We start from the raw sequence: 25,875 nt of genomic DNA, 5'->3' as shown, positions 1-25,875 counted from the left end.
AATGCCGTCTCACCATATGAAAACCTGTACCCTGAGCAGGACAGACAGCTTGGTTCAAAAAATTTCCGATGGCAGGAAAATCCGCAGGTGGGTTAGAATCCCCAATCATGACGTCAGTTCTCCCGACCGAGCCCACACCCGAGCACGCGCCAGGTGCGATGCCTGGCCGAGAGCCATCGCTTCTCGACGCCACGTGTGAGGACTTCGTCTACGACTACGCCCAGCTCACGCCCACCCTGGGCACGCAGATCGGGCTCGAAGGCTTCGACGCCGACCTCCAGGACTTCAGCCCCGAGTACTGGGACGCGACGGCGGACCGCATCCGCGACCTCATCGCGGACGTGGACGCGCTCAATGACTCCACCGACGCCTCCGACGACGAGGACGACTTCGACGAGGTGGACAGCCTCACCGCCACGATCCTGCGCGACCGGCTGGCCTACCACCTGGAGCTGCACCACCAGGGCGAGTTCCTGCGCCGGCTGAACAACATCGAGTCGCCCGTCCAGACGATCCGCGACTCCTTCCTGCTCATGCCCAAGGTGACGGAGGAGGACTTTGACAACGTCGCGGCCCGCCTGAGCAAGGTGCCCGACGCGCTGTGCGGCTACACCGAATCCCTCTCCGAGGCGGCGAACAACGGCAACGTGGCGTCGCACCGCCAGATCGACGCGGTGATCAACCAGTGCGAGACGCTCGGTGAGTCCGGCTCAACCCTGGACTACCTGGGCCTGCCGCCGGAGTCGAAGGTGGTGGAGGAAGCCAAGGAGGCGTTTGCCAAGTTCGCGGACTGGCTCTCCACCGAGCTGTCGCCGCAGGCCAACCACGAGGACGGGGTGGGCCGCGACCGCTACGAGCTGTTCTCCGAGTACTTCTTGGGCCGCGAAGTGGACCTCGATGAGGCGTACGCGTGGGCGGAAGACGAGTTGCGGGTGACCGTCGATAAGCAACAGGCCCTGGCGCGACAGCTGTACGGCGCGGAGATGAGCGTGCCGGCGGCGTACCGGCGCCTCAACGAGGATGACCGGTACACGCTGCACGGCACCGACGCGCTGCTGGAGTGGCTGGACAAGGTGAACGCGGAGGTCGTCGAGTGCTTCGCCGGCAGCGAGCTCGACATCCCGGAGGACATGCCCGGGGTCAACACTGCGATCGACCGCGCCGGGTCCGGCGGCGTCTTCTACACCCCGCCGAGCGACGACATGCTGCGCCCCGGCACCATGTGGTGGTCCGTGCCGGAAGGGCAGGAGACCTTCCATACCTGGCAGGAGCTGTCCACCGTGTTCCACGAGGGCATCCCCGGCCACCACCTGCAGCACGGCGCGGCGCTGCTCAACCGCAACGAGCTCAACCTGTGGCGGCGCTCCGTGTGCCTCAACTCCGCGCACGGCGAGGGGTGGGCGCTCTACGCCGAGCACCTCATGGAGAACTTCGGCTGGTTCGAGGACCCCGGCTACCTGATGGGGCTGCTGGACTCGCGGCGCCTGCGCCTGGCCCGCGTGATGGTGGACATCGGCGTCCACCTGAAGAAGCTCTCGCCGGACGGCAGCGGCACCTGGGACGCCCAGTACGCGAAGGCGTTCCTGCGCGACAACTGCGCCATGCCGGAGACGCGCATCTCGTTCGAGCTGGACCGCTACATGGGGTGGCCGGGGCAGGCGCCGTCGTACGCGATCGGCTACCGCGATTGGTGCACGCTGCGCGAACGCGCGCTGGCCCAGGGGATGACGGCGGCCCAGTTCCACACCAAGGCGCTCGGCCTCGGGTCAATGCCCATGGACATGCTCGCCCACGAGGTGCTCAACCACTAGCGCGAAAGCTTCCGCAGCAGGTTGGGCAGGTAGCCGGCGACGATGAGGATGCACACCAGCCGGATGATTTGCAGCGACACCACCGCCGGGCCCGCGCCGCCCTCCGCGGACAGCGCGAGCGCGGTCTCCAGCGCGCCCGGCGTGGTGGCCAGGTAGCCCTCGTAGAGCGAGAGCCCGAGCCACTTGGACATTACCCAGCCGGACGCCGCGCACGCCGCCATGAGCAGCACGATGTAGGCGAGCGTGGCCGGCAGCAGCCGGCTGAACTGCCGCAGCGCCGGCACGGAGAGCCCGCCGCCGCACATCCAGCCGAGGCAGAGGAACGCCCCGACCATGAGCGGCTGCGGCGGGATGATCTGGAACGGGGTGAGCGAACCGAGGAGCGCGGTGAGCAGCATCGGGCCGAACACGCTTGAGTTGGGCAGGCGCAACAGCTTGCCCAGCGGCTGGCCCACCAGCACGATCGCCGGCACGAGCAGCCACATCCACCAGTACGGGTCCGTTTCCTCCGGGGCGTGCGTCTGCGGTGCGCTGAGCAGCCCCGCCACCAGCGGCAGGGTCATAGAGACCACGAGCAGGCGGAGGTACTGCGTGAGGGTCACGTAGCGCACGTCGGCCCCGACGTCCTTTGCAATCGCGGGCATTAACGACGCCCCACCCGCCAGCAATGACAGCACACCGGTCTCCCGCGACACACCGTGGTTGGCCAGCACGAAACCGCCGACGAACGCCAGCACGATCACGAACGCGGCGGCGGCGACGCCGGGAAGGAGAAACGGCAGCAGCTCCCTCGGCGGGATGCCCACCAGCGGCAACGCCGCCATCACGCCGACTGCACCGCGGGCGAGCCGGAACACGCGGTCATCCAGCGGCAGGTCGCTGCCGGTGATCAGCGCCGCGGCGCCGGAGGCGATGATGGCGCCGAGGATCCAGGCTGCGGGCACATGGAGCGCGGAGAGCACCCAGCCCAGCAACACCGAAGCCGGGGCCACAACCATCCAACGCTGCATAGGACCTCATAGTAGCGTTTACTGCCATGGGCACACTTCTCCTGCTCGCGGTGGCGTCGGCGGCGGCCGGGTGGATCGACGCCGTCGTCGGCGGCGAGCGTGCTGGCCACCAACAAGGTCGCGGCGGTGACCGGCACCGCCTCCGCCGCGGCGACGCTGGTGCGCAAGGTTGGCGTCCCGCGGGTGACCTGGGGGTACGCGGTGGCGGCGGGGTGTGCGTCGGCAGGCGGGGCCCTGGCGGTCGCCCTGATCAGCGACTCCGTCATCCGCCCCGCAATCATCGTCCTGCTGCTGGCCGTGGGCGTCTTCATCACGCTGAAGCCCGAGTTCGGGGCGGAGGGGAACCGGCTGATCACCCGGCGGCGCGCGCTCATCGGGCTGGCCATCGCGGCCCCGGCACCGGCATGTTCCTCATTATGGGGTTCACGGCCGTGTTCACCCAGTCGTTCCTGCAGTCCGCCGCGATGGCGAAGGTGATCAACACCGCGACGAACACCGGGGCACTCGTGGTGTTCATCGCGGGCGGCTTTGTTGAGTGGAAGTTAGCGCTCGTGCTTGCTGCGGCGAACGTGGTGGGCGCCCAATTGGGGGGGGCAAGGACCGTATTGAGCGGCGGTTCAAAACTCGTGCGTATCGCGCTTTTGGTGCTCGTTGTGGTGCTCTGCCTGCGCCTCGGGTGGCAGGAACTGCTGACACGCTCCTAGGGATATGCCAGAATATTGACGTATGGCACACATTGATCGTGACGCAAAAGGAGACGGTTCCGCCAAGAAGCTCACCACCGAGGAGCGGATCTACGCATCCGTGCTCCGCATCGCGCAGCGCGAGGGGTTTAGCGCAACCTCCATCGACGCGGTCGTCGCCGATTCCGGTGTGGCCAAAACGACCATCTACCGTCGCTACGCGGACCGCAAAGAGATGCTGGTCGACGCGCTGGACAACATCGCCATCTCCATCCCCAACATCGTGGACTACTACTCCGAGGATGACGCGCTGACCAAGGAGGCGTTCCGCGAGTACATCACGGAGCTCGGTTCCTTCATCGAGGACAATGTGGGCACCCGCGTCTTCGGCTCGCTCATCGCCTCTGCCGACCCGCTCGTGGTCGCGTGGCGCGAGCGCTTCGAAGAGGCGTTCTACGACAGGTTCATCGAGGACATCGAGGACGCCCAGACGAAGGGCACCCTGCGCCCCGAGGCCGACCCGGGCGTCGTCGGCGCAATGGTCGTCGGTGCTGTGATTCTGCGCTCCACTTTTAACGTGGGCAGCGCGAAGCTGCAGGCCAAGCGCATCACCGAGGTGTTGTGGCCGGTGATTGGCGTTAGCTGAGGGTGAGTGTGCCGTCGATAAGCCTGAGCACCGCGAACGCGGCGCCGACGACAACGATGGCGACGACAACCCACTCGAACGCATTGAACAGGCGCTCCTTGTTGTGCACGCGCGTCCACACGTACGGCACGATGCACGGCAGGACCGCGAGCGCGCCCAGCAGCACGTAGACCGGGTCCGCGGCGTAGACGAGCCACAGCGAGTAGACGAACCCGACCACGCCGATGATGAGGCTGCGGCGGTCGTCCGCGCGGGTGGTGGCCGGCCCGGAGTCGTCGAAACGCTCGCCCGCGTGCGGGTGGCTCAGGCCCTTGCCGCGCGAGGCCAGCAGGATCAGGTACAGCGAGGAGAAGATGTAGGGCAGCAGGTACATGATGGTGGCCAGCTGCACCATCGCGTTGTAGGAGGCCTCGTTGGAAAAGAAGATGATGACAAAGAGCTGGATCACCACCGTGGAGATGAGCTGCGCGCGGAACGGGGATCCCTCGTTGTTCGTCTTGCCCAGGGCCTTGGGCAGCAGGCCGTCGTTGGCCATGAGCACGATCGGCTCCGCGCACAGCATCTGCCACGACACGTAGGCGCCGAGCACCGACAGGCACAGGCCGATGGAGATGAACACGCCGCCCCACGGACCGACGACCGCCTCGAGGACCGCGCCCATCGAGTTTTCCGGCAGCGCCGCCAGCTCCGGCTGGGTGAGCACGCCGTAGGACAGCGTCGACACCGCGACCAGCAGCAGGAGGACGGAGAGGAAGCCGATGATGGTGGCGCGGCCGACGTCCGTGCGCGTGCGCGCCTGCTTGGAGTACACCGAGGCGCCCTCGATACCGATGAACACCCACACCGTGTACAGCATGATGCCCTGCAGCTGCTGGGAAAACGGGATCGAAGAACTTTCGCCCCAAAAGTCCAACGTGAATTTGTCCCAGGAAAAGCCGAGGAAGGCGACGAGGACCACGAAGCACAAAATCGGCACCAGCTTGGCCACCGTGGTGATCACGTTCATCACCGCGGCCTGCTTCACCCCGCGCGTGAGCATGGCAAAGATCGTCCAGGTCAGGACGGTCACCGCGCCGGCGAGCACCCAGTCGTTTTTAAACGCGGGCACGTAGTAGCCGATGGTGGAGAAGAACAGGGTGGCGTAGCCCACCTGCGCCATCACGGAGCCCAGCCAGTACCCTAACCCGCTGGTAAAGCCGATGAAGTCGCCCAGGCCCGCGCGCACGTAGGAGTACACGCCGGAGTCCAGGTGCGGCTTGCGACGCGCCAAAATCTGGAACACAAACGCGACAGAGAGCATGCCCACGCCGGCGATCACCCAGCCGATCAGCATCGCCCCGGGGCTGGCCACCGAGCCGATGTTTTGCGGCAGGGCGAAGATGCCGGAGCCGATGGTGGAGCCGATGATCAGGGAGACCAAAGTCCACATAGTTACAGTGTGGGCGCGGGTAGTCATGGCGAATAAGTTACCCGGCGAGCCCCCAAATCTGTTAGTTTTGGTGCTTTTTTGTGCGCGCAGTCGGCGTCGCGCTCCACGGGTCCTCCGGCCACGGGTGCTTGGGGTAGCGGCCGCGCATCTCCTTGCGCACGTCCTGGTACGGCCCGTCCCAGAAGCTGCGGAGATCGTCGGTGACGGCCAGCTCGCGCCCGGCCGGCGACAGCAGATGGAAGAGAAGTTTGCGCCCCGCGATCACCGGCGAGTCCGCCAGCCCGAACGCCAGCTGCAGCTTCACCTGCACGAGCGGTCGCCCCGTCGAGTAATCGATCCTGCCGATCGGCAGCCGCTCCGGCGCGAGCTCGTCCAGCTTCGCGGCCTTGGGCCACGGCAGCTGCCGCATGAGTGCGTTGCGCATATTGAGCTCGCTTATCGACGCCCCACCCGCCAGCTCGCCAACCTCCACCGAATAGTCGCCACGCGACACATCGGGCCACGGACTGCCAAGCGCCTCGTGCAGGAAGTCCAGCCGCTGCTTGAGCTTCTGCGCCGCCTCGTCGAGTTGGAGATCCTCCAGGGAGATCCCTTCGAGCGCCCCCTGCGCCTCTTCCGGCGACAGTTTCACGGGCGTCGACGACAGCTCGATCGCGCCGACCGCCCGAACCTTCCGCCCGCGGACCTTCCCGTTGTGCAAGGTTGCTCGGACGGTCTCCTCGACGCGCGCTTCCGGCAGGTGATACGGCGCGGCCTCGCGGATGATGGCGCCGCGGGACGTCCTCTGCACCTCGGCGGCGGCGATCCACTCTTCTTTTCCTGCAAAAGTTGCGCGGGTGCCGCTGGCCAGCAGGTACTCGTCGCCGACCCGCTTTGCCACCCACTGCGGGAACGCAGTCGCAATCACGTCGCCGTCGGGGACCTTTGGGGTTTTCGGCACGAGCCGGGCGAGGCGCTTCGCGTCCATGTCGCCAAGCCTGGCGACGCACTCCGCCGCCCCCGACCCGTACTCCAGCAGCGCCGCCCCGAGCCGGGGGTCCAGCGGCAGGCTCACCAGTTTTCGGCCAAAAGTGGTGATGGCGTTGTCGGCGTCGAGGGCTCCGAGTTGGCGGAGGGTGGTGTGGGCGTCGGCAAGCGACTGCTCCGGCGGCGGGTCGAGCAGTGGCAGGTCGGGGGAGCCCCACGCGGCGATGGCGAGCGCGGCGCCGGTAAGGTCGCTGGTGGCAATTTCGGGCGAAATGTCCGCCGCGAATTTTTGGAAGTCATCGCGGGAAAATGCTCGAATGACGTGCCCCGGCCCGAGCCTGCCTGCGCGGCCCGCCCGCTGCTCCGCACTCGTGACGGCCTCCGAGACCGTGACCAGCCCCGTCATGCCGCGGTTGTCGCGCTTGGGCACGCGCGACAGGCCCGCGTCGACCACGCGGCGCACGCCCGGCACCGTGATCGAGGACTCCGCAATACTCGTCGCGACGACGACTTGGGAGCTTCCGTTCAGCGCCTCGTCCTGCTCGGCGGAGGAAAGCCGCCCGTGCAGAGGTTTTGCGTCCTCACACGCGCCGCACACCAGGTCCACCTCGCGCGCGCCGGGGACGAACACGAGGGTGCGCGTTGTGCTGGCCTGCGCCAACTGCGCAACGTGGCGGTAGAAGTCGCGCGTGCCCTGGACGCGCTCCGGGTGTGGCGCGTACTCGATGTCCAGCGGGTGGGTCACCGCCTCGGTGGACATGACGCGCGCGCCCATGTGCTGGGCGAACGTGCCCGCGTCGAGGGTGGCGGACATGGCGGCGAGGTAGAGATCGTCGCGAAGCACTGCGACCTCCATGCACATGGCCAGCACCAGGTCGGTGTCCAGCTGGCGCTCGTGGACCTCGTCGAGGATGACTGCATTGACTCCCTCAAGCCCCGGGTCCTTGAGCAGGCGGTTAAGGAGTACGCCCGGGGTGACGAACTCGACGAGCGCGCCGTTCTTATGCTCGCCGCGGATGGAGTAGCCAACTTTTTGGCCCAAAGCTGAACCGTCCAGGTGCGCCAGCCTTCTCGCCGCCGAACGCACCGCGACTCGCCTCGGCGCGGTGACGATGGTCTTGCCAACCTTGTTTGCAATCGCCGGCGGCAGCAGCGTCGTCTTACCCGTTCCGGGCGGGGCCTGTACGACGAGCGGGCCGGAATCGGGCAGCTGGTCCAGGGAATCCGCTACTGGCAGACCCTTTCCGATTTTCGCAAGGTCAAACATGAGTTTCCAGGGTAGCGTGAGGGGCATGAGACGTCTCTTCGCAGCGATCGTCCCACCGGCCGAGGTCACGGAGCACCTCATCACTGCCCTGCGCCCGATCCGGGAGTTCTCCGGCACGGAGGTGCGCTGGACGGACCCGGACAACTGGCACATCACGTGCGCGTTCTACGGCAGCCAGCCGAACGACGCCGCCGCGGTGAGCGACCACCTTTCGCAGGCGACGGCGTTTACCCGCCCGCTGCGCCTGCACCTGCGCGGCGCCGGCTGCTTCGACCGCCGCACGCTGTGGATCGGCGTCGGCGGGGACAAGGCGCCGCTCAAGGACCTCATGGCGGACTGCCAGCTCGACCCGGAGCAGTGGCGGCGCCAGCGCGCCCACCTGTCAGTCGCCCGCAGGGGGACGAGGACGCGGGACATGCTGCTTCTCGACGACCACGCCCACGCCCTCTCCATCTACTCCGGCCCCGACTTCACCGTCGACGAGGTGCTCCTCATGGAGTCGCACCGTGGGCAAGGTCGAAGCGGCGGCCCGAAGTACGAGGTGGTGGACCGGTTCTACCTGCGGTAGGAGAAGATGAGCATCTCTGTGTCGTCCGGCTTGCCGCGGTAGCGGCCGTCGTTGCCCGGGAAGTTGTTGTCCAGGGCAGTGAGGTAGCGGCCGTCCTTGAGCTGGACGATGGTTTCCACGCTGACCAGCGGGAAGGAGAAGGGGTCGCCGACGCCGTACGCTCGGGCGTCGGACACCATGCCGATCTTGCCCGGGTTTGCAATGTTGAGCAGGTCCACCATCAGGTTCTTCTCCAGGGTGCTGCCCGGCTCCGCATCCTTGAAGCCCTTGACCTCGAAGACCTTCTTCAGCTTTGCGTCGGAGCCCAGGTTGTCGTCGCGCTCGAGGACGAGGAGGCGGCCGTCCTCGGTGAGGAAGGCGTCGCCCAGGTTTGCGTCCTCGGTGTCGGCGACGTAGTTCCAGGTCTTGCCGGTGTACTTGCCTTCCTCGGTGTCGAACTGGGAGACGACGCGGACGTGCTTGTCGGTGGCGTCGTCGAGATAGCCCTCGAAGATGGGGTAGAGGTAGCGCCCGTCGGTGGCCATGGACTCGAAACCCTTGGAGTTACGCAGGTTGGGGGTTTCCCCGTCCTTCAGGGCCGGGTTGGACGGGCTGGTGACGCCGGGGTAGGGGAACGGGGCGTCGAGAAGCGTGCCGTCCTTGTCAAGGTGCAGGATGTACGGGCCGAACTCCTCGCCGACCCAGAAGGTGCCGTCCTCGGCCTGGACGAAGGATTCGGGGTCGAAATCCGCACCGGTGAGGAGGCGGTCCTCCGTGTCGTTGTTGACGATCTCCCACGGGATCTTGTGGTTCGGGTCCTTCATCCCGGCGAAGTCGAGTACCTCGACGCCGCCGACGCCCTGCGGGTCCTTGGCGGTTTCCGCGGTCTCCCAATTTGGCCTGACGTGGTAGATGCGCAGCAGGAAGTCGGAGGAGTTGTCCTTGGCGCCGAAGCCGTTATCGGGCAGGCCGTAGAAAGAGCCATCGCCGATCTCGATCATGCCGGAGAAGCCGGGGATCACCTGGCCCTTGAACGGGTGGGTCTGGCCGTTGCCGTCGAACGCGTCCTTACCGGAGTCCGGGCCCGGCGCCTGGTAGAGGGCGTCGAGCTTCGCGCGGGCTTCCAGGGTCGGGCCGGTGGTGGTCTCGGTGGTCTCGGTGTTCTGGGTGGCGATCGCGCTGATCGCGCCGCCGACGAGTCCGCCGGCCACGAACACGCCGGCGATGGCGGCGATGACCTGCTCGAGCGTGGCGTCCTTGACTATCTGGTTCAGGGGAGCGGGGAGTTGCATGTGGTGCTACCTCGTTTTCGTTGCATGGTGGGTCGTGCCCAGCGAAGTTTAGGGCGCGTATTCACTTCGCGCTCGGTGAAAGGACTAGTTCGGGAATGTCATTCCGTACTCCCGCTCGAGCGCCGCGATCCGCGCGTGAGCTTTCTCCTCGTCGTGGTCGCGGTCGAGCTCGTCCAGGATCGCGTGGCCCTTCGCGGCGAACTCGGCGGCGCGCGCCCGATTCCTTCGCACGCTGTCCAGGCTGGACCTCCATCGCGGGTGCGTCGGCACGGCTTCCTGGTTGAGGAGCCCCTCGGACTCGGCGAACTCGTACGTCCCGTCGGCGAACAGCCAGACCACCTCACCGGTCACCCGGTCGACCAGGTACGTGGCCCGCTTATCGGTTTTCAGGTTGTGATGGTGCTGGCAGAGCGCGAAGAGGTTGTCCGGCGTCGTCGCGCCACCCCGGTCGAAGGGGATGCGGTGGTCCAGTTGACAGTCCGCCGCCGACCGATGGCACCCCGGGAAAATACATGTGCCGTCGCGCGCCACGACGTAGCTGCGCATCTCCGCGGTCGGCGTGTAGCTCTCGGTACTTTTCCGCGAAATCTCGTCCAGGTCCACCTCGCGCGCACCGGCCCGCGCGATCCACTCGTCCAGCGCCGCCGTCGCCTCCGGCCCCGTCCACCCGCTCCCGGGCAGCTGCACCGGGTCGCCCGCCGCGCGCCCCTTCGGCGCGTAGACGTGGAGCACCGGGCTTACCGACGCCACCACCTCCCCCGTCAACAGCCGCACCACCGTCTCGGCCAACGTCAGCTTCTGCTCGCGCGCCACACGGAGAATGCTCTTCTTGCACCGGGCCGCGGTCACCTCGTCCGTGTTGAGCTGGACCACGGACTGCGACACCCCGCCCAGGACGAAGTCTGCGAACGTGACCGATGGCCCCGCAGCGGCTCGCTCTCGGCGGCGCTTCGGGTCGTAGGCGCGCTCCGGGTCGATCTGGCGGATGAGCTCGCGGATGCGTCTGGTGACGGTGTGTCTCCGGGGCATGTGCTGATCGGTTTTGGAGGGCGTGAAGAGGGCGGCCAAGGTGTCGTCGATAAGCGCGAAAGCCTCAGGGTCGACCTCCTCCCCGAGCTCGGCGAGCACCCGCTCGATGGCGGTGAGGTGCGACATGTCGAGCAGCTTCGTGCGGCAGTGGAGCTCCTGGAGCTGGGGGAGGTGCCGCAGCGTGGCGTAGGCGAAGATGCCGTGTTCGACGAAGCCCTTGGACCACCCGGTGGCCTGTTGGATTTGGGTAACGCGCAGGTCGAAGTCCTCGATGTCGCCGTCGATGTACGGGGCGAAGACGGCGAAGTGGGCCTCGCGGGTGGCCTGGGCGGCGGAACTGAGTGGGTCGTCTGGTCGTTGGGTGCGGAAGTAGGTCGGTGGCGATGCGGTTGCGGTGGTCATGGTGTCCCCCATCGAAGTGAAGTTTCCATCATGCTACCGAACGCACATACGACGCGCAAGGGTTATAGTGCGTCGACTCTGGCTACCAGGCAATATAGTGTTCGAATGTACGAAATTTAGATGTTGCGTTTGACGGTTGCGGGCACGCCCGCCACGAGGGAGTGAACTGCTCCCCATTAGTTGGACTGAGAAATCAGTTACCGACTAGTGGGGAGTAGTTTTCTTTGAGAGCACGAAGTTCGCTAAGTGAGCGGCAGCGCGAGCAGTTGGTTGAGCTTTTCGAGCAAGGCATGGGCTCTATAGCCGCTGCCAATGCTCTGGGTGTCTCCAAATACGCCGTCCGTACGTTGTACCGTCGGTTTCAGCTGCATGGCAGGCTATGTCTTGTGGAGAAACCGACAAAGCAGCAGTACTCGTTCGAGATCAAAAAGGAAGTTGTCCAACGCCACCTTGCTGGCGAGACAAGAATGGATCTTGCCCATGAGTTTGGCCTGTCGTCAGACCAACTCGTCAAAGACTGGGTGTGGAAATGGCGCAAAGGTGGCGATGAGGCACTAAAACCGAAGCCGAAAGGCAGGCCCAGAGGCTCGGCCGTCCCGAAGCGGCTTAGCGAGGAAGAGCAGCTGCGCCGTCAGATCGCGCGGTTGGAAGCGGAAAACGCTTATCTAAAAAAATTGCGGGACTTGAGGAATCAGGGACGCGCCTGAAAGTCCAGGCGATCGTCATTCTCAAGTCGCACCACCGCTTGGAATACCTCCTAGAGGCAGCTGGTATCCCACGGTCGACATTCTTCTACCACCAGAAACGACTCAGCCAACCGGATAAGCACGCCGCGCTTAAAGATGCGATTCGGGAAAGCTTCGAACGTAACAAGCATCGCTACGGCTACCGGCGAGTACTACTCGATCTGCGTAACCAGGGCTGGGTGGTCAACCACAAGCTCGTCTACAAACTCATGCGCGAGATGGGGCTGCGAGCCAAGGTCCGCCAACGCAGGCCTTATGTTTCCTACGCTGGGACGATCAGCCACATCGCCGACAACACACTCGACCGCAAGTTCACCCCGGATAAGCCAAACACCGTCTTTGTCAGCGACGTCACCGAGTTCAGGGTCCAAGGCCGCAAGGTGTATTTGTCACCGGTGATGGACTTGTTCGACCGCTCCATCGTCGCTCACACCGTGGCCACATCGCCGTCGACAGCCTTTACCGCCGATTCTTTATCCAAGGCGATCGCGGCGTGTGCGCCTGAACCCGGGTGGATGATGCACACCGATCAAGGCTTCCAGTACCAGCATGCCTCCTGGCGTGACCTGATCGGCGACAACGGTGGTGTGCAGTCGATGTCGCGTAAAGCCAACTGCTACGACAACGCGGTCATGGAGAACTTCTTTGGACACTTGAAGACAGAGATGTACCACGGTGAAGTCTTCGACACCGTCGCAGAGTTCAACCAGGCGATCGATGAGTACATCGGGTGGTACAACACCGAACGCATCCAACAACGACTCAAGGGCCTGACCCCGATGCAATATCGGAATCAGACCCTTGAACCCCTAACCGCTTAGAATTAAACCAGTCCAACTTTCGGGGGCTAGTTCAGAGTCGGCGGGGATGTTCTTGGTCACCACCGCACCAGCGGCGATCACGCAACGGTCGCCGACGGTCACGCCCGGCATGACCATCGCCCCGGCGCCGAACCAGCAGTCGTCGCCGATGGTGATCGGCTGCGCGCGCTCCCAGCCCTCAGCGCGGTCCTTGGCGTCCAGCGGGTGACTCACGGTGATGAGCTGGCAGCCGGGGCCGAACAGAGTGCGCGCCCCGATGGTGACATCCGCGATGTCCAGGATGGTGCAGTTGAAGTTCATGTAGCAGTCCGGTCCGAAGTGCGTGTTCGTGCCGTACTCCAGGTGGATCGGGGCCCACACACTGGGGGTTTCGCCGTTGGGGAACATTTCGGCCAAAAGTTCGCGGGCGCGCTGCGGGTCGGTGTTGCTCAGCGCATTAAATTCGCGGACCAGCTCCCAACCTGGCCCGTGGTCGGGCATATCGTTGGGGTGGTGCCAGTCTGGGTCGTGTGCAAGCTCAGAGTGAAAGGTCATAGGCCCAGGGTAGGGGCATCGCATGATTCTTCTTGCCACGTGGATCGTGGCGTCGGTATTGGGGCTCAGCGCGCTCATGCACGCGTTTCCGCAGATCCTCGCGGTCCTGCAGCTGGTGGGCGGTGCGTACCTCGCGTGGATGGGGTACGGCGCGATTCGCAACGCAAGCAACCCGGATGTTCCCGCAGCGTCGCGGGTGGTGCACCCGTTTCGGCTCGGCGTGGCCACCAACCTGTCCAACCCGAAGGCGGTCCTCTTTTTCGGCGCAATTTTCGCGCAGTTTTCGGCTGGGCTTCCGGAGGCGCTGCTGCTTATAGGGACTGGGCTGGTCTGGTTTTTCGGGTTCGCACTTTTGGCGGCAAAGTTGGGCGGCTTCATCGCCATCGCGGCCTGGATGATTTTCAGAGGGTGCAATCGATCCTGTTAGGCTGATCACATGGGAAAGCAGCGAGTTGCAGTAGTTACTGGCGGTTCCGCGGGTATTGGCGCGGCGGCGGCCCGCGCGCTGGCGAAGGACGGGTGGCGCGTGGTCGTCGCGGCACGCCGGCTGGACCGGTGCCGAGCGGTCGCCGAGGAGATCGGCGGGGTGGCGGCGGAGTTGGATGTGACGGATCAGGGGAGCGTCGATAGGCTTGCGGCCCAGCTGGAACGCGTTGACTTGGTAGTCAACAACGCGGGCGGCGCGAAGCAGCTGGACTATCTCCGTGACGCGAGCGATGCAGACTGGGAATGGATGTTTGCCACCAACGTGATGGGCACGATGCGTGTCACCCGCGCGCTGTATCCGCAGCTCAAGGAGTCGCAGGGGCTGGTGATCAACATCGGGTCGGTCGTGGGCACGGACGCCTACAAGGGCGGCGCCGGCTATAACGCGGCGAAGTACGGCCTGCGCGGCGCCACTCGCGCGTTCCGGCGCGAGGAGGCCGACCAGCGCATCCGCGTGACCGAGATCGACCCCGGCCGGGTGAAGACGGACTTTTCACTCAATCGATTCGCCGGTGACCAGGAGAAAGCCGACGCGGTGTACGAGGGCAAACTCAATCTGTCCGCCGAGGATGTCGCGGAGGCGATCCGCTGGGTGGCCAGCTTGCCGCCGCACGTGAACATCGACAGTCTCAACATCATGCCGGTGGATCAGGCCGAGCGCTGACCTCGGCTAGAATGAGTGCATGATCTTGACTACGACTCCGACCGTTGAAGGTCGCACCATCAGTGAATACATGCGCGTGATTGGCGGCGAGACCGTCATTGGCATCAACCTCTACCGCAGCATGAGCGCCGGCTACAACCGCCCCGTGGAGATCGCGCAGGCCCGCGACGCCGCGCTCAACGAGCTGTGGAAGCGCGGCGAGGAGCTCGGCGCCGACGGCGTCATCTCCGTGGCCATCGACTACGAACCGCTCGGCCCGGACGGCGGCGCCATGCTCGTCTCCACGACCGGCACCGCGGTGAAGCTTGCCTAGTATGGACGTTTCCATCTCCGGCGACTCCATCCGCCTCGGCCAGTTCCTCAAGCTGGCCAACCTCGTCGAGTCCGGCGGCCACGCCAAGGAGGCTATCGCTGCGGGCGACGTCGCCGTCAACGGGGAGGTGGTGACGTCGAGAAGCCATTTGCTTTACGACGCCGACGTGGTCTCCCTCGACTCCACCACCGCCACCGTTGTCTGCGGCGGGGAGGAAGACGACTACTTCGACGAACGCACCGCCAACGACGACTTCGACCCGGAGAAGTGGCGCAACCTCCCCTAACCCGAACCTGCAAAGGAGCCTTGCATGCCCGCTTTCAGCGCGGAACCCGGTATGCCGTACTGGCAGGACCTGCTCACGCCTGACGTGCAGAAATCCACCTACTTTTACTCCAAACTCCTCGGCTGGGAGACCTCCGGCGAGGACTACCTGGTGGCCAAGAAGGAGGGACTCCCGGTCGCGGGCATCGTGCCGGGCGAGAAGCCCGCGTGGGTGACCTATTTCCTGGGCGGGGCCCCGGTGGAAAAGTTTGGCGGAAAAGTTGTGGCGTCCTCCGAGGTCTCCCTGGGCCGGATGCAGGTGTGCCAGGACCCGGCGGGTGGCCTGTTCGGTCTGATCGACCCGGCCGGTGAGGAGCAGTTCGTCGCGGCCGGCGAGCCGGGCGTGCCGGTCTGGTACGAGTACAGCGCCCCGGATCTCGCGGCGATCGACTTCTACGGCGACCTGTTTGACTGGGAGATCAAGGAGTCGGACGGCTACTACCTGGCGCTCGCGGAGGGCGCGCCGTTTCTGGGCATGCGCGTGCAGGAGCAGCACGCGGGCTGGCAGAGCTTCTTCGGCGTGGCGAACATTTCGCAGGCGCGCCAGGAGGTCGGCATGCTGGGCGGGGAGGTGCTCGCCGGTCCTGGCGACAGCCCCTTCGGGCCGATGCTGGCCATGCGCGACTCCGCCGGCGCCGCCTCCTTCCTCGTCGAGGCCCCCGAGCCCGCCCCGGAGGACTTCAGCGAGGCCGACTCGGTCCTAGAGCTCTAGTGCTCTCAAGAACTCCGCGAGGTCCCGGACGCGCCGCCGGGCCTCAGCCGGGGTCTGGATGTAGTGCGTCGAGTGGTACTCGTGGGCGTCGGAAATCTTTGCCCCGAGCTCGTCCTTCGTCCCCACCTGGAGAAACGTGGGCACGCCCAGGTCCGCAACTTTTGTGGGAAAAGTGAGGGCTACGGCGTCGACGTCGCGCGGCAGGCGCTCGCTGCCCGTGGAAAACGCCCACACCGCGACCGTTTCCGCGCCCTGCTCGCGGGCGAATGCCACCGCGTCGTCGGGCCGGTCCGACACCAGCACAGTGGCGCCCGACAGCTGCGCCACCGCCGCCGCCTCCGGCCGGAACCAGTGCTCCATCGCGCTGTCCGGCCCGTCCCACAGCGCGATCACCCAGGTCGCGGCGTCGTCTCCGTACAGCTCGCCGAGCGGGCAGCTTCTCGACGCCACCTCGCCCGTATACGCAACGCCCGGCATCGTATGGTCCACCGCGGACCCCAGCATGAGCATGGCCGCGTGCGTGATCCTGTCCGGCAGCAGCGCCAGGTACTGGGGCGAGTCCGGGTCGTACGTCGCCTCGATGTAGGAGACGAGCTGCTCCAACTGCAGCGCGTCCGGCAGCGGGCGGTCCACGCCGCCGACGTTGAAGTCCGGGTCGCCCTGGACGTTCTCCGGGTACTCGTCTACCAAATCTTCACCCTGTCCTCGGGGGCGATCCACATGGCGGAGCCCTCCTCGACGTCGAAGGCCTGGTACAGCTCGTCGATATTTGCGGCGATCACGTTGCAGCGGAACTCGTTCGGGGCGTGCGGGTCGATGGCCAGCAGCTGCGCGGCCATCTCCGGGCGGGTCTTGGAGCGCCACACGCGCGCCCACGCCTTGAACAGCGCCTCGAAGTCGGGGTTCTGCTCGTAGTTGCGGTACGCCACGACGGCGATGCCGAGCCCGCCGAGGTCACCAATGTTCTCGCCGAGGGTGAACTCGCCGTTGACGCCCTGGGAGCCTTCGTCGAGCACGGACGGTACGAGGCCGTTGAACTGCTCGACCAGCTTGGCGGTCAGGGCCTCGAAGGCCTCGCGGTCCTCGTCGGTCCACCAGGAGTTGAGGTTGCCCGCTCCGTCGTAACGCGAGCCCTGGTCATCAAAGCCGTGGCCGATCTCGTGGCCGATTACCGCGCCGATCGCGCCGAAGTTCTCGGCCGCGCTGGCGTCCGGGTCGAAGAAGGGCGGCTGCAGGATCGCGGCCGGGAAGGTGATGTCATTGACCACCGGGTTGTAGAAGGCGTTGACGGTCTGCGGGGTGGTGACCCACTCGTTGCGGTCCGCCGGCTTGCCAATCTTGTCCAGCTGGTAGTCGTGCTCGAAGGCGGAGCCGCGGCGCACGTTGGCCACCAGGTCGGCGCCGCTGGTGGAGAACTCGAGCCCGTCGAAGCTGCGCCAGTTGTCGGGGTAGCCGATCTTGGCGGTGAACTGGTCCAGCTTCTCCAGCGCGCGCTCGCGGGTGCCTTCCGTCATCCAGTCCAGCGCCGAGATCCGCTCGCGGTACGCGGCGACCAGGTAGTCCACCAGCTTGAGCATGTGCTCCTTGCTGGGGGGCGGGAAGTGCTTCTCCACGTAGCGTTGCCCAATCTCCTCGCCCACGAGGGACTCGGCTAGCCCGACGGCGCGCTTCCAGCGGTCCCGCTGCTCGGTCGCGCCGGAGAGCGTGGTGCCGTAGAACTCGAAGTTCGCGGCGCCGATCTCCTCGGTGAGGAGGCCAGCGCGGGTGCGCAGGATGTTCCAGACAGCCCACAGCTGCCAATCGGCGAGCGTTTCCGGGCGCAGCATGCCCTCGAGGTCCTCGGTGTAGGACGGCATCATGTTGATCACAGTGCCGTCGGGAAGCCCGGAGGCGCGCAGCAGCGCCTGCACGTTGGCGGGCAGCGCGTCGAGCGTGGTCGGGTTGTAGGTGGCCATGGCGTCGCGGGAGCGCACCACGTCCCAGTGGCTGCCCGCCAGCTGCGTCTCCAGGTTGAGGATGCGTTCGGCCGCCAGCTCCGGCGTCAGGCCGAGGAGGTACTTCGGGTCCAGCACGCCGAGCATGCGCGCCACGTGCTCCTTGTATGCGGCGAGCGTTTCGGCGTGTTCCTCGGAGCGGTAGTAGGCCTCATCGGGCAGTCCCAGGCCGGACTGGATGAGGTACGGCACGGAGTCCTCGCCCTGCGAGTCCTTCGCTACCCAGTAGGTCAGCGGGCCGCCGACGCCGCTGCGCTCGAGGGCGCCGAGCGCAGCGACGAACTCCTCGACGGTGGTCACGGACAGTGCGTCCAGGTCCTCCTGGAGCGGGGCCGTGCCAGCGGCGTTGATGGCGTCGGTGTCCATGAAGGAGGTGTACAGGTCGCCCCCGCGGCCCGCGCCCTCCTGCAGCAGCGCGTGGACGTCCTCCTCCGACTTGTCGCGCAGCGCGTAGAAGGATCCGTCGATGCCGCGGTCGGCGGGGATCTCGTGCTCGCGCACCCAGTCCCCGTTGACTAGCTCAAATAGGTCATGCATGCCCCCACTGTAACGGGTTTAGGCGTGCGAGATGATCCAGTTCGACGCTTCCTGCTGGTCCGCCAGCGTGTACTGGCCGTGGGCGCCCATGCCGGTGAACACGCCCAGCGCGCCGATGCCCAGGTTGCTCAGCAGGACGTTGAACTTTTTCAGCGGAAGTTTGCCGGCGCGCAGGTCGGTGGCCAGTGCGGGCTCGACAAGCGGGCGGTACTGGGCGTCGGTGGAACAGACGATGTCGCGCGGGTTGCAGATCTCCAGGACGCGCTCGCCGAGCTCGCCGTAGCCGCCTTTGAGTTCGCCGAGCGCGCCGCGGGACTCGGGGGCCGTGATGCGGGAGAGCACCGCGCCGTTGCCGCCCTGGTACGGGTTGGCAAACAGGGCGGCGGAGTCGACCCGGTCCGGGGTAATCGGGCCGTTGCCGTGGGCGATGTCTCGCAGGAGGCGCGACGCAATGTCCGCGCCGAGCGAGTAGCCGGTGAAGCTGAAGGTGGCGCCCGGGCAGGAGGCGGAGAGGCGCTTCACGGTGCGCACCGTCTCGTTGTACCCGTCCGCGGAGGATGCGTAGTAGTTGTTCGCCGCAAACGGGGTGGCGCTGTAGGACACCCACAGCGGCTGGACGCTCCCGCCCGTCCCCAGCTGGGTGAAGATGCCGGTGAGGAACACGTTGCCGCCGTGCGGCACCGCGTTGGGGATGCCGGGGGCGGTGTTGGCACCGCCCGGGATGGCAATGAGATACTGGTCGGTGCAGCCCTGCTGCTCCACCAGCTGGCCCGCGTTGTCGGACGGCTGGATGGGCGCGGGGACCGCCTGCTCATCGGCCGCGGCGGCGGTCGGCGCCAGGGCGATGAGGGCAGCGGCAACTGCGGCAGCGAGACGGGAACGGCGCATTCGTCTTACTCTTCCGGGTCACGGATCTTCATCGGGCCCGGAGTCCACCAGCCCGATCGGACGACCTCATCGTAGTCTATCTGGGCGTTGTTTGGGATGTCGCCGACGGAGTTCGTCCTGCGCTCGTACTTCGCGGCGGAGCCCCAGTCGCGCTGCCAGTCGTTGCGCAGGTAGCCGGGGATCTCGTAGGAGTAGTTCACGGCCTCCGCGGTGGACAGCGCGCCGCCGCCCAAGAAGTCCATGAAGCCGGACAGCTGCTGCTTGCCCGGGGCGTCCGGCATGATGCGGTACTCCGGGATCTCGGTCACGCCGGCGTAGTGGCTGAACGTGCGCTGGCACGGGTACTGGAAGGCGACGGACCAGTCGAGCAGGCCGGGGGTGTTGCCGTCGAAGCGCTCGTTGAGCGGGGACAGGTGCGGGTTGCGCAGCGGGGTGATGGCCAGCCAGTCCTCCTCGGCCAGCGAGGCGTCCTCGGCCACCAGGCGCGCCACGTCCGCGTCCTCCGGCAGGTCCGCCAGCGGCAGGCGCAGGTTGCGCCACAGCGGGGTCGGGCCCTGGTCCAGCATTTCCTTCTCGCCCAGCTTGGTGATGCTGCCGTCGTCGGCGCGCTTGCCGTACTCCAGGACCAGCTCGGTGCCCTCCTGCTCGACGCCGTTGATGTCGTGGTGCTTGATGCGGCCGGCGACGGAGGTGACGAGGAGCGGGGAATCGTCGTGAAGCTCGGGCAGCTCGTACCAGGAGGTCTTGATCTTGGCGGACGCCTTCGGCTCGTCCTCGAAGGTGCCCAGCACCGGCACGCGCGTGTAGTCCAGGTTGAACGGCAGGCGGACGGTGGAGCCGTTGATGCCGCGCATGGACTTCGGGCGGTTGCCCTGCGTGTGCGTCGTGGTGGTGGATTGCGCCTCCTCGGTCAGGTCCTTGGAGTCCGGCGCGTCCTCCTCCGTCTCCGTGCCGTCGGTGCCAGCGCTTGTCGACGACGCGTCCTTCTCCACCGCCGACGCCTCCGAGCGCGAATCCTGCTGCGTATCGGAGGAGTTCGCGTTCTCGCTGACGATGAAGGCCGGCACGCCGTCGGGCGTGAACCCGCGGTTCTCGTCGCCGGAGTCGAGCGACTTGCCCAGCGGGACGCCGTCGACCGGGGTGAGGAAGGAATCGTTGGTGTCGTCCTCCAGCAGGACATCGTTTGCAAGCGCGCAGGTGTCGCCGGCGAACGACTTCACGTTGCCCATGCCCACCGAGTAGGCGGGGGCCTGGGACGCGAACGCCTTAGCAAAGGTGAGGCAGGAGAAGGCGACCATCGCCACCGCCATCACGGCGATGGGGGCGGCCATGATGCCGGTCCAGGCCCCGCCGACGCGCTTCTCGGTCTGGTCCTTGCGGAAGGACTGGACCACGCCCACCAGGGCGACGAGCAGGGCGAGGATGAGCATGACCTTGTTCGCCTCGACCGCCTTGAGCTGGACGGTCTTATCCCACCACGGGACGCCGAAGGAGGAGACGTACCACCAGGCGTTCCAGCCGGCGAGGGTGAGCGCCATGAGGAACAGGACCGCGGCGATGGCGAAGGTGCGGTTGCGCTTGGACTGCAGCGCGATGTGGGAAAGCACCACGGCGCCGAGTGCGGCGACAGCGCCGCCCAGGCCCGCGTAGATGCCAAAGTGGTGGGTCCACTTCGTCGGCGTGAACATGAGGAAGAACGTGGACAGGCCCACGATCAGCAGCATCCGCAGCGTCACGTCCTTGGCCACCCCGGGCACCTTGCCAAAGCGGGCGACCGCCCAGGAGATAAGGATGAGGCAGAAGAAGAACACGAACATGGGGAAGCGGCGCGACATCGCGCCGTCCACGGACTGCTGGAAGAGCGTGCCGTAGCGGACCCACTCGGAGAACCACTCGAGGGCCGGACCGACCTGGCTGCGCACCGACGTGGACTCGAGCACGGTGGCCAGCGTCTGGTCTTTGAAGATAGGCACGAACACCGCCAGGCCGGCACCCAGGAACACGGCCACGTAGGCCAGGCCGGGGGCGATGTGGCGGCGCCGGTTCATGATGCGGAACACGGCCGGCAGGCTGACCAGGAAGATGCCCACGGCGGCGAGGCCGGTCGGGCCACAGGCCAGGGTGATCGCCGCGGTCACCGTGCCCCACGCGGCGGGGGCGAGCCGGCCGGAGGCGATGGAGCGCTCGAACATGGCCCAGGTGGCAATCACGCCGAGCGCGATGATCGGCTCCGGGCGCAGCCCGTTGTTGTACGGCAGCCAGAACGCCAGGAAGACGAAGGCGGCGGTCCAGTGGGCCACCTTGCGGTCTGCCACCACCGAGCCGAGGCGAGGGAGGATCTCGCGCGAGAGGATCCACCAGGTGAGGACCGCGGCGAGCAGCGTGGGCAGGCGCATCCACATGGACGCGGTGGTCACCTTGGACAGCAGGGCGAGGATGTCGTAGAACGGGGAGCCGAACGGGGCCTCGGGCACGCCGTACCAGCGGTAGTAGTTCGCCATGTAGTCCGAGTCGTTGGACACGCGGGCCATGGTGAGCAGGAAGCCGTCGTCGGAGGTGTTCGCGCCGAAGACGTGCCAGAACGCGAGGATGGCGAGCACGACGGCGTCGAGAAGCGTGAAGGTGCGCCAGCGGGGGCCGAAGGCGGGCAGGTGCTTCCCGTCGTAGCGGTCCAGGCGGCGCAGGGCCCACAGGCCGATCAGGGCGGCGACGAGGCCGCCGACCATGCTGAGCAGCTTGACGGTGGTGGGGGAGGAGGTGAAGCGAGAGTTCACGTCGACGGTGGCGGTGAGGCCGGCGTCGATAAGCTTCTGCGAAGCCTCGGGCTTGAGCTCGGTGTACAGGCCGGTGAGCTGGGGCCGGTAGTCATCGTCCGACTCCTCCACGAAGGTGGTGCCGGGGATGGCGGCGGTCATGCCCTCGTCGGTCTGGCGGATCTCCAGGCGCGCGTCGGCGGGCAGGGAGCGGACCTCGTCGGGGCTCAGCTCGAAGACGACGTCATTGAGTGAGGAGACCACCAGGCCGCCCTCGGGGGCGGTGATGAACAGGCCGCGGTCCGTCGCCTCCTTGGAGGATTCCGGGAGGGTGGACAGGATCGTGGTCTGGTCATCGCGCAGCTCGTCGACCGCGCTGAGCGGGATGGTCAGCGACACGTCCTGCGGCGCGAGCGAGATCAGCGGCGCGTTGACGGAGGCGACGCTGCCCTGCTGCGGCCAGGAAATCTTCGACTGCACCTGGTTGACGGGCAGGAAGGGGGTGAGGACCAGTAGGACGAAGGCGATCAGACCGGAAACGATCGCGGTGTAGACCAGCGACTTCGGAGCTTTTGGTTGAACATTTGAAACGGTTGCCACGAACAGTCACCTTACTGTGACTGACGCGCTATGTACGCACCACTACCGCGAACGGGCCGATCTGCTCCACGTCCCAGTCGCCGCCCTCGAACGCCTTCGGGTTGAAGAAGATGCCCTCGTAGCGGACGTTCGGCTGGTTGGGGAAGATGTCGTGCGCGATGTGCGTCTTGAACCCGGCCTCCGGGTCGTCCACGTCGCCGCGGAAGATGAAGGCGGCGGGCGGCTCCCACTTCGCGCCGTCGATGGCCGCGGTGAGCTCCTCGGGGTGGTCCCAGGACAGCTGCGACCAGGCGGACAGGGCGTCGTTGCGCTGGTCGTACTCGCCGAGCGGGTTGGCGTAGTGGCTGGTAAACGCGTTGAAGCCGAAGAAGGGGTGGAACGCCATGAAGTTGATCTCATCGGTATAGACCACCGTCTGGTTGGGGGCGTGCCCGTGCGACTCGATCAGCTCCGAGATCTCGCCGTAGTACTTCGCCGCGTTCGGCGGGAAGCGGTCGGCGCGCTCGCCGAAGCCGTCAGTGTCCGCGTAGGCCTGGTCGATGTGCGACTCGTTCTCGGCCGGGATCTGCTGCACGTACGCCAGGCACGCGCCGGCGAGCACGACCATGACGATGGCCATGATGCCGCGGATGGACTCCGGGGAGAACCGCGCCGGGTAGAAGTAGTCCAGCCCGACCAGGCAGGCGTCCATCACGCCGATCACGCCCGCGGTCGCGAACACCTCGATCACCAGCACCTCGATGCGGAACCCGAGCAGTGAGGTGCCCACCAGGGTGGCGGACATGGACGCCAGGCACCAGGCGTAGCAAACAATCGCGGCAATGCCTAACGACGCCACCTCTTTGTCCACCGCGCGCACCACCAGAAAGATCAGACCGAAGAAGGAAAGGACGCCGACAACGGAGAAGGACAGGAACGGCAGCGGGTAGGCCGTGCCTTCCTCCGGCAGGAAGTGGTTGGCGGTGGACTTCACCTCGTAGTCGCCGAACAGCACGTTGTAGAGGTACGGTGCCCAGCTCAGCAGCGCGATGACCATGGAGCACACGCCAATGACGCACAGCCGGCCGATCACCCGGAAGTTGCGGTCCTGCATGACGCACTCCACCACCGCGAGCGCGACCACCAGCAGCGCGGCGACCGCGGTGAACAGGGTGTAGAAGCAGGCGGAGAGGCCCAGGTAGAGCACCATGAAGATGATGGCGTTGCGGGAGCCGAGGAGCGCGCGGCGGGCGATGATGGCGGCCGCGGGGAAGAACATGGCGACGATGGCCGCGTACGGCTCGTCCGGCGTCTCCGTCAGGACGATCGCGGTGGTGACGGTGGCGATGGTGCACGCGACCGGCAGCGAGCCGGTAATCTTCTGCCAGATCGGGGTGAGCATGGCCGCGCCCGCCGCCAGGGTGATCAGCGCCCAGGGCTGGAAGACCTCCCAGCCCGGGATGCCCAGCAGGTCCGCCACGCGCCCGCCGGCCCAGAACCAGCCCATTGGGTAGAAGGTGGGCAGGTCCTTGTAGCTCATGTCCGCGTTCGCCGCGGTCTCCGTCATGCGCGACAGGAACTGGGTGCGGAAGCCCTGGTCCACCTGGATGCCATCCAGCCACAGGCGGGTCGCCGCCAGCGGGATGGCCAGCGAGGTGATCACCAGCGCTGGGGCAGTGACATACATCATCACCGCCTTCGGCCAGGTGCGCTTGCCGCGCAGCCAGCCGATGCAGCAGACCAGGGTGGCGCCGAGGATGACAAACGAGCCCGCCGTGGACAGCGCGCGCGTGGACATGGACCGGTTGAACGCCGGCAGGGAGATGGAGTGGAGCACAAACCAGGCGAGTGTGGTCACCACGGCGGCCGCGAACCCGGCGGCGAGGGTGAGGATGAGCGTCTTCCGCGCGGAAAGTGCGTCGGGTTCATAGCCGGTGGTGCGCAGCCCAAACGTGGGGTCTACCGAAGTTTCAGGTGCAACTGTCGTGCTCATGCCCTCTAGTTTCGCACAAACCTGGCGGGTGCTACTCGACACCTCGCTCAGACAGGAACATCAGGATGGCGCGGACCCGCCGATTGTCCTCGTCCGGTGTGAGACCCAGCTTGGAAAAGATACTGGAAACGTGCTTGGCCACCGCCGCCGACGACAAATAAAGTTTGGTCGAAATGTCGGCGTTGGACAGTCCCTCCGCCATCAGCTCGAGGACCTCCAGCTCGCGCGGGGTCAGCTCCCGCAGCCACGGGGCGCTGGTATGCATCAACGAGCTCGCAACCTCTGGGTCGATCACCACGCCGCCGCCGGCGACGGTTTCGCAGGTGGTGATGAAGTCCGCCACCTCGGCGACCCGGTCCTTGAGCAGGTAGCCCGTGCCGCCGCCGAACTTTTGGCCGAAAAGTTCGCGGGCGTACGGCGCGGCGACGTATTGAGACAGGACCAGCACGTTTAGGCCCGGGTGGCGCTCGCGGAGCTCCAGGGCGGTGGTGAGTCCGTCGTCGCGCATGTTCGGTGGCATGCGGACATCGGTGATGAGGAGGTCGGGGAGGGGTGTGGCGTCGATAAGCGAGGCGAGCTCCGTCGCGCTTGAGGCCTGGCCGACGATGTCGTGGCCGCGCCGGGTGAGCAGGCCGGCGACGCCCTCGCGCAGCAGCGCGGAGTCGTCCGCGATCACGAGCTTCACGCGCCCACCCCGCTTTCGCCGCGGAAGAGTAAAAGCGGGATGCGTGCGGCTACCGTCGTCGGGCCGCCATCCGGCGAGTTCAGCTCGAGGTCCCCGCCGAACGCAGCGACGCGCTCCCGCATCCCATCGAGGCCGCCGCCGGGAAGGAAGTGCGCGCCGCCGTCGCCCTGGTCGGTGACCACCACGTTGAGCGTGTCGTCGCAGGTGATAAGGATGTGGACGGGGTGCCCTTTCGCATATTTCGCCGCATTCGTGAGTGCCTCGGTGGTGAAGAAGTAGGCGGCGGCGAGCACAGATGCGTCAATGGCGGGCAGCGGGTGCGGCGCGCGGACTCGCACGTGTGGGCCGTACTGGGCGGCTGCAGTCTCCACCGCCGCGACGAGGCCGCGGTCCGTCAGCTCGCTCGGGTGGATGCCGCGGACGGTGCGTCGCAGGGTTTCCAGGCCGCGCTTGAGGTCGGCCGCGGCGTCGTCGAGAAGCGCCCGGGTGCTCCCGGCAGTGTCGATCCGCGCCTCGCCCACCTTCATCGCAGCGGCGACGAAGTGTTGCTGCGCGCCGTCGTGCAGGTCGCGCTCGATGCGCAGCCGCTCCACCTCGTAGGCCTCGGCGATCCTGCGCCGAGACGCCGTGAGCTGGTGAACGCGTCTGGCGGTCGTGCCCTCGTTGCTCGCTCGTTTCCTCCACCTCATATCTGCATACAGTAGCGAGGTAGTGCTAGCACTACCCGAATTTTGGGCGCGAGCACCATGGTGAAACTTTTCGGC

The 25,875-nt window shown here is 66.5% G+C and carries 25 protein-coding genes; 11 read left to right on the top strand and 14 right to left on the bottom strand.

What is annotated here, in order from left to right; all coding sequences use genetic code 11:
• Positions 1–107: 107 nt before the first annotated feature.
• The gene (locus CKJ84_RS10520; RefSeq protein WP_233125674.1) at positions 108–1,811 is read left to right on the top strand and encodes a DUF885 domain-containing protein; all 1,704 of its coding nucleotides are present in this window, start codon (positions 108–110) and stop codon (positions 1,809–1,811) included.
• Here the strand turns inward: CKJ84_RS10520 and CKJ84_RS10515 are convergent.
• Entirely contained in the window at positions 1,808–2,821 is a 1,014-nt protein-coding gene (locus CKJ84_RS10515) for an AbrB family transcriptional regulator (RefSeq protein WP_095535860.1), read from the bottom strand. The genes CKJ84_RS10520 and CKJ84_RS10515 overlap by 4 nt on opposite strands.
• A gap of 99 nt (positions 2,822–2,920) precedes the next feature.
• Between CKJ84_RS10515 and CKJ84_RS12720 the strand changes: the two genes are divergently transcribed.
• Genes CKJ84_RS12720 through CKJ84_RS10505 form a run of 3 tightly spaced genes read left to right on the top strand, consistent with a single transcriptional unit; the run spans position 2,921 to position 4,150 of the window.
• Entirely contained in the window at positions 2,921–3,298 is a 378-nt protein-coding gene (locus CKJ84_RS12720; protein WP_369801187.1) for a hypothetical protein, read from the top strand.
• Positions 3,226–3,525, top strand: coding sequence for a TSUP family transporter (locus CKJ84_RS12715; protein WP_369801186.1), 300 nt, complete (start codon positions 3,226–3,228; stop codon positions 3,523–3,525). Before CKJ84_RS12720 ends, CKJ84_RS12715 begins: the two co-directional genes overlap by 73 nt.
• 22 nt (positions 3,526–3,547) lie before the next feature.
• Positions 3,548–4,150: a TetR/AcrR family transcriptional regulator gene (locus tag CKJ84_RS10505; RefSeq protein ID WP_095535862.1), complete on the top strand. Its 603-nt coding sequence runs from the start codon at positions 3,548–3,550 to the stop codon at positions 4,148–4,150.
• On the opposite strand, the gene CKJ84_RS10500 is transcribed toward CKJ84_RS10505, so the two are convergent.
• Both CKJ84_RS10500 and CKJ84_RS10495 read right to left on the bottom strand, forming a co-directional pair.
• The gene (locus tag CKJ84_RS10500) at positions 4,143–5,606 is read right to left on the bottom strand and encodes a basic amino acid/polyamine antiporter (protein ID WP_095546902.1); all 1,464 of its coding nucleotides are present in this window, start codon (positions 5,604–5,606) and stop codon (positions 4,143–4,145) included. The genes CKJ84_RS10505 and CKJ84_RS10500 overlap by 8 nt on opposite strands.
• 34 nt (positions 5,607–5,640) lie before the next feature.
• Positions 5,641–7,812 (bottom strand): ATP-dependent RNA helicase, encoded by a 2,172-nt coding sequence (locus CKJ84_RS10495; RefSeq protein ID WP_095546901.1) that lies wholly within the window; start codon positions 7,810–7,812, stop codon positions 5,641–5,643.
• A 25-nt stretch (positions 7,813–7,837) separates the two neighbouring features.
• Between CKJ84_RS10495 and thpR the strand changes: the two genes are divergently transcribed.
• Positions 7,838–8,380 carry an RNA 2',3'-cyclic phosphodiesterase gene (gene thpR / locus CKJ84_RS10490; protein ID WP_095275281.1) on the top strand — a complete coding sequence of 181 codons (543 nt, stop codon included), beginning with the start codon at positions 7,838–7,840 and terminating at the stop codon, positions 8,378–8,380.
• On the opposite strand, the gene CKJ84_RS10485 is transcribed toward thpR, so the two are convergent.
• The 3 genes from CKJ84_RS10485 to CKJ84_RS12625 all read right to left on the bottom strand — a co-directional run bounded on the left by CKJ84_RS10485 (position 8,368) and on the right by CKJ84_RS12625 (position 11,453).
• Positions 8,368–9,651 (bottom strand): esterase-like activity of phytase family protein, encoded by a 1,284-nt coding sequence (locus CKJ84_RS10485; RefSeq protein WP_095546900.1) that lies wholly within the window; start codon positions 9,649–9,651, stop codon positions 8,368–8,370. The genes thpR and CKJ84_RS10485 overlap by 13 nt on opposite strands.
• A gap of 84 nt (positions 9,652–9,735) precedes the next feature.
• Positions 9,736–11,082 carry an HNH endonuclease signature motif containing protein gene (locus CKJ84_RS10480; protein WP_158221700.1) on the bottom strand — a complete coding sequence of 449 codons (1,347 nt, stop codon included), beginning with the start codon at positions 11,080–11,082 and terminating at the stop codon, positions 9,736–9,738.
• A gap of 242 nt (positions 11,083–11,324) precedes the next feature.
• Positions 11,325–11,453 carry a hypothetical protein gene (locus tag CKJ84_RS12625; protein WP_255407227.1) on the bottom strand — a complete coding sequence of 43 codons (129 nt, stop codon included), beginning with the start codon at positions 11,451–11,453 and terminating at the stop codon, positions 11,325–11,327.
• Here CKJ84_RS12625 and CKJ84_RS10475 point away from each other — a divergent pair.
• Positions 11,400–12,649, top strand: a protein-coding gene (locus CKJ84_RS10475) for an IS3 family transposase (RefSeq protein ID WP_369801163.1) whose coding sequence is annotated in 2 segments (ribosomal slippage) — positions 11,400–11,748 and positions 11,748–12,649 — 1,251 coding nt in all. Because the reading frame shifts where the segments join, the coding sequence is not laid out codon by codon here. The genes CKJ84_RS12625 and CKJ84_RS10475 overlap by 54 nt on opposite strands.
• On the opposite strand, the gene CKJ84_RS10470 is transcribed toward CKJ84_RS10475, so the two are convergent.
• Positions 12,638–13,183 carry a sugar O-acetyltransferase gene (locus CKJ84_RS10470; RefSeq protein WP_198949274.1) on the bottom strand — a complete coding sequence of 182 codons (546 nt, stop codon included), beginning with the start codon at positions 13,181–13,183 and terminating at the stop codon, positions 12,638–12,640. The two genes, CKJ84_RS10475 and CKJ84_RS10470, sit on opposite strands and share 12 nt — an antisense overlap.
• 22 nt (positions 13,184–13,205) lie before the next feature.
• Here CKJ84_RS10470 and CKJ84_RS10465 point away from each other — a divergent pair, with 22 nt between their 5' ends.
• The 5 genes from CKJ84_RS10465 to CKJ84_RS10445 are packed head-to-tail and all read left to right on the top strand — an operon-like array spanning position 13,206 to position 15,682.
• A complete protein-coding gene (locus CKJ84_RS10465; RefSeq protein WP_095546898.1) occupies positions 13,206–13,610 on the top strand; it encodes a LysE family translocator in 405 nt (134 codons plus the stop codon).
• A 9-nt stretch (positions 13,611–13,619) separates the two neighbouring features.
• Entirely contained in the window at positions 13,620–14,333 is a 714-nt protein-coding gene (locus tag CKJ84_RS10460) for an SDR family oxidoreductase (RefSeq protein ID WP_095546897.1), read from the top strand.
• A gap of 19 nt (positions 14,334–14,352) precedes the next feature.
• Complete coding sequence (locus tag CKJ84_RS10455) at positions 14,353–14,646, top strand: heavy metal-binding domain-containing protein (RefSeq protein WP_095546896.1); 294 nt, start codon at positions 14,353–14,355, stop codon at positions 14,644–14,646.
• Positions 14,639–14,932, top strand: a complete 294-nt coding sequence (locus tag CKJ84_RS10450; RefSeq protein WP_165765822.1) for an RNA-binding S4 domain-containing protein — start codon at positions 14,639–14,641, stop codon at positions 14,930–14,932. Before CKJ84_RS10455 ends, CKJ84_RS10450 begins: the two co-directional genes overlap by 8 nt.
• Positions 14,933–14,956: 24 nt before the next feature.
• Entirely contained in the window at positions 14,957–15,682 is a 726-nt protein-coding gene (locus CKJ84_RS10445) for a VOC family protein (RefSeq protein ID WP_095546895.1), read from the top strand.
• Here the strand turns inward: CKJ84_RS10445 and CKJ84_RS10440 are convergent.
• The 7 genes from CKJ84_RS10440 to CKJ84_RS10410 are packed head-to-tail and all read right to left on the bottom strand — an operon-like array spanning position 15,671 to position 25,800.
• Positions 15,671–16,402, bottom strand: a complete 732-nt coding sequence (locus CKJ84_RS10440) for an alpha/beta hydrolase (RefSeq protein WP_095546894.1) — start codon at positions 16,400–16,402, stop codon at positions 15,671–15,673. The two genes, CKJ84_RS10445 and CKJ84_RS10440, sit on opposite strands and share 12 nt — an antisense overlap.
• Complete coding sequence (locus tag CKJ84_RS10435; RefSeq protein WP_095546893.1) at positions 16,366–18,213, bottom strand: M13 family metallopeptidase; 1,848 nt, start codon at positions 18,211–18,213, stop codon at positions 16,366–16,368. Before CKJ84_RS10435 ends, CKJ84_RS10440 begins: the two co-directional genes overlap by 37 nt.
• 18 nt (positions 18,214–18,231) lie before the next feature.
• Positions 18,232–19,101, bottom strand: coding sequence for a cutinase family protein (locus tag CKJ84_RS10430; RefSeq protein ID WP_095275271.1), 870 nt, complete (start codon positions 19,099–19,101; stop codon positions 18,232–18,234).
• Between the two features lie 5 nt (positions 19,102–19,106).
• Positions 19,107–22,454, bottom strand: a complete 3,348-nt coding sequence (locus CKJ84_RS10425; RefSeq protein ID WP_095546892.1) for an arabinosyltransferase domain-containing protein — start codon at positions 22,452–22,454, stop codon at positions 19,107–19,109.
• A gap of 28 nt (positions 22,455–22,482) precedes the next feature.
• Entirely contained in the window at positions 22,483–24,426 is a 1,944-nt protein-coding gene (locus CKJ84_RS10420) for a galactan 5-O-arabinofuranosyltransferase (RefSeq protein WP_095535876.1), read from the bottom strand.
• Positions 24,427–24,457: 31 nt separating this feature from the next.
• On the bottom strand, positions 24,458–25,111 hold the full coding sequence (locus tag CKJ84_RS10415; protein ID WP_095546891.1) for a response regulator transcription factor: 654 nt from the start codon (positions 25,109–25,111) through the stop codon (positions 24,458–24,460).
• Positions 25,108–25,800, bottom strand: a complete 693-nt coding sequence (locus tag CKJ84_RS10410) for a sensor histidine kinase (protein ID WP_095546890.1) — start codon at positions 25,798–25,800, stop codon at positions 25,108–25,110. The genes CKJ84_RS10415 and CKJ84_RS10410 overlap by 4 nt, the downstream gene beginning before the upstream one ends.
• Positions 25,801–25,875 lie beyond the last annotated feature (75 nt).

It is taken from the genome of Corynebacterium sp. NML 120412 (genome assembly GCF_002285155.1).
GTDB lineage: Bacteria > Actinomycetota > Actinomycetes > Mycobacteriales > Mycobacteriaceae > Corynebacterium > Corynebacterium gottingense.
This window is presented reverse-complemented; position numbering and strand designations above follow the sequence as displayed.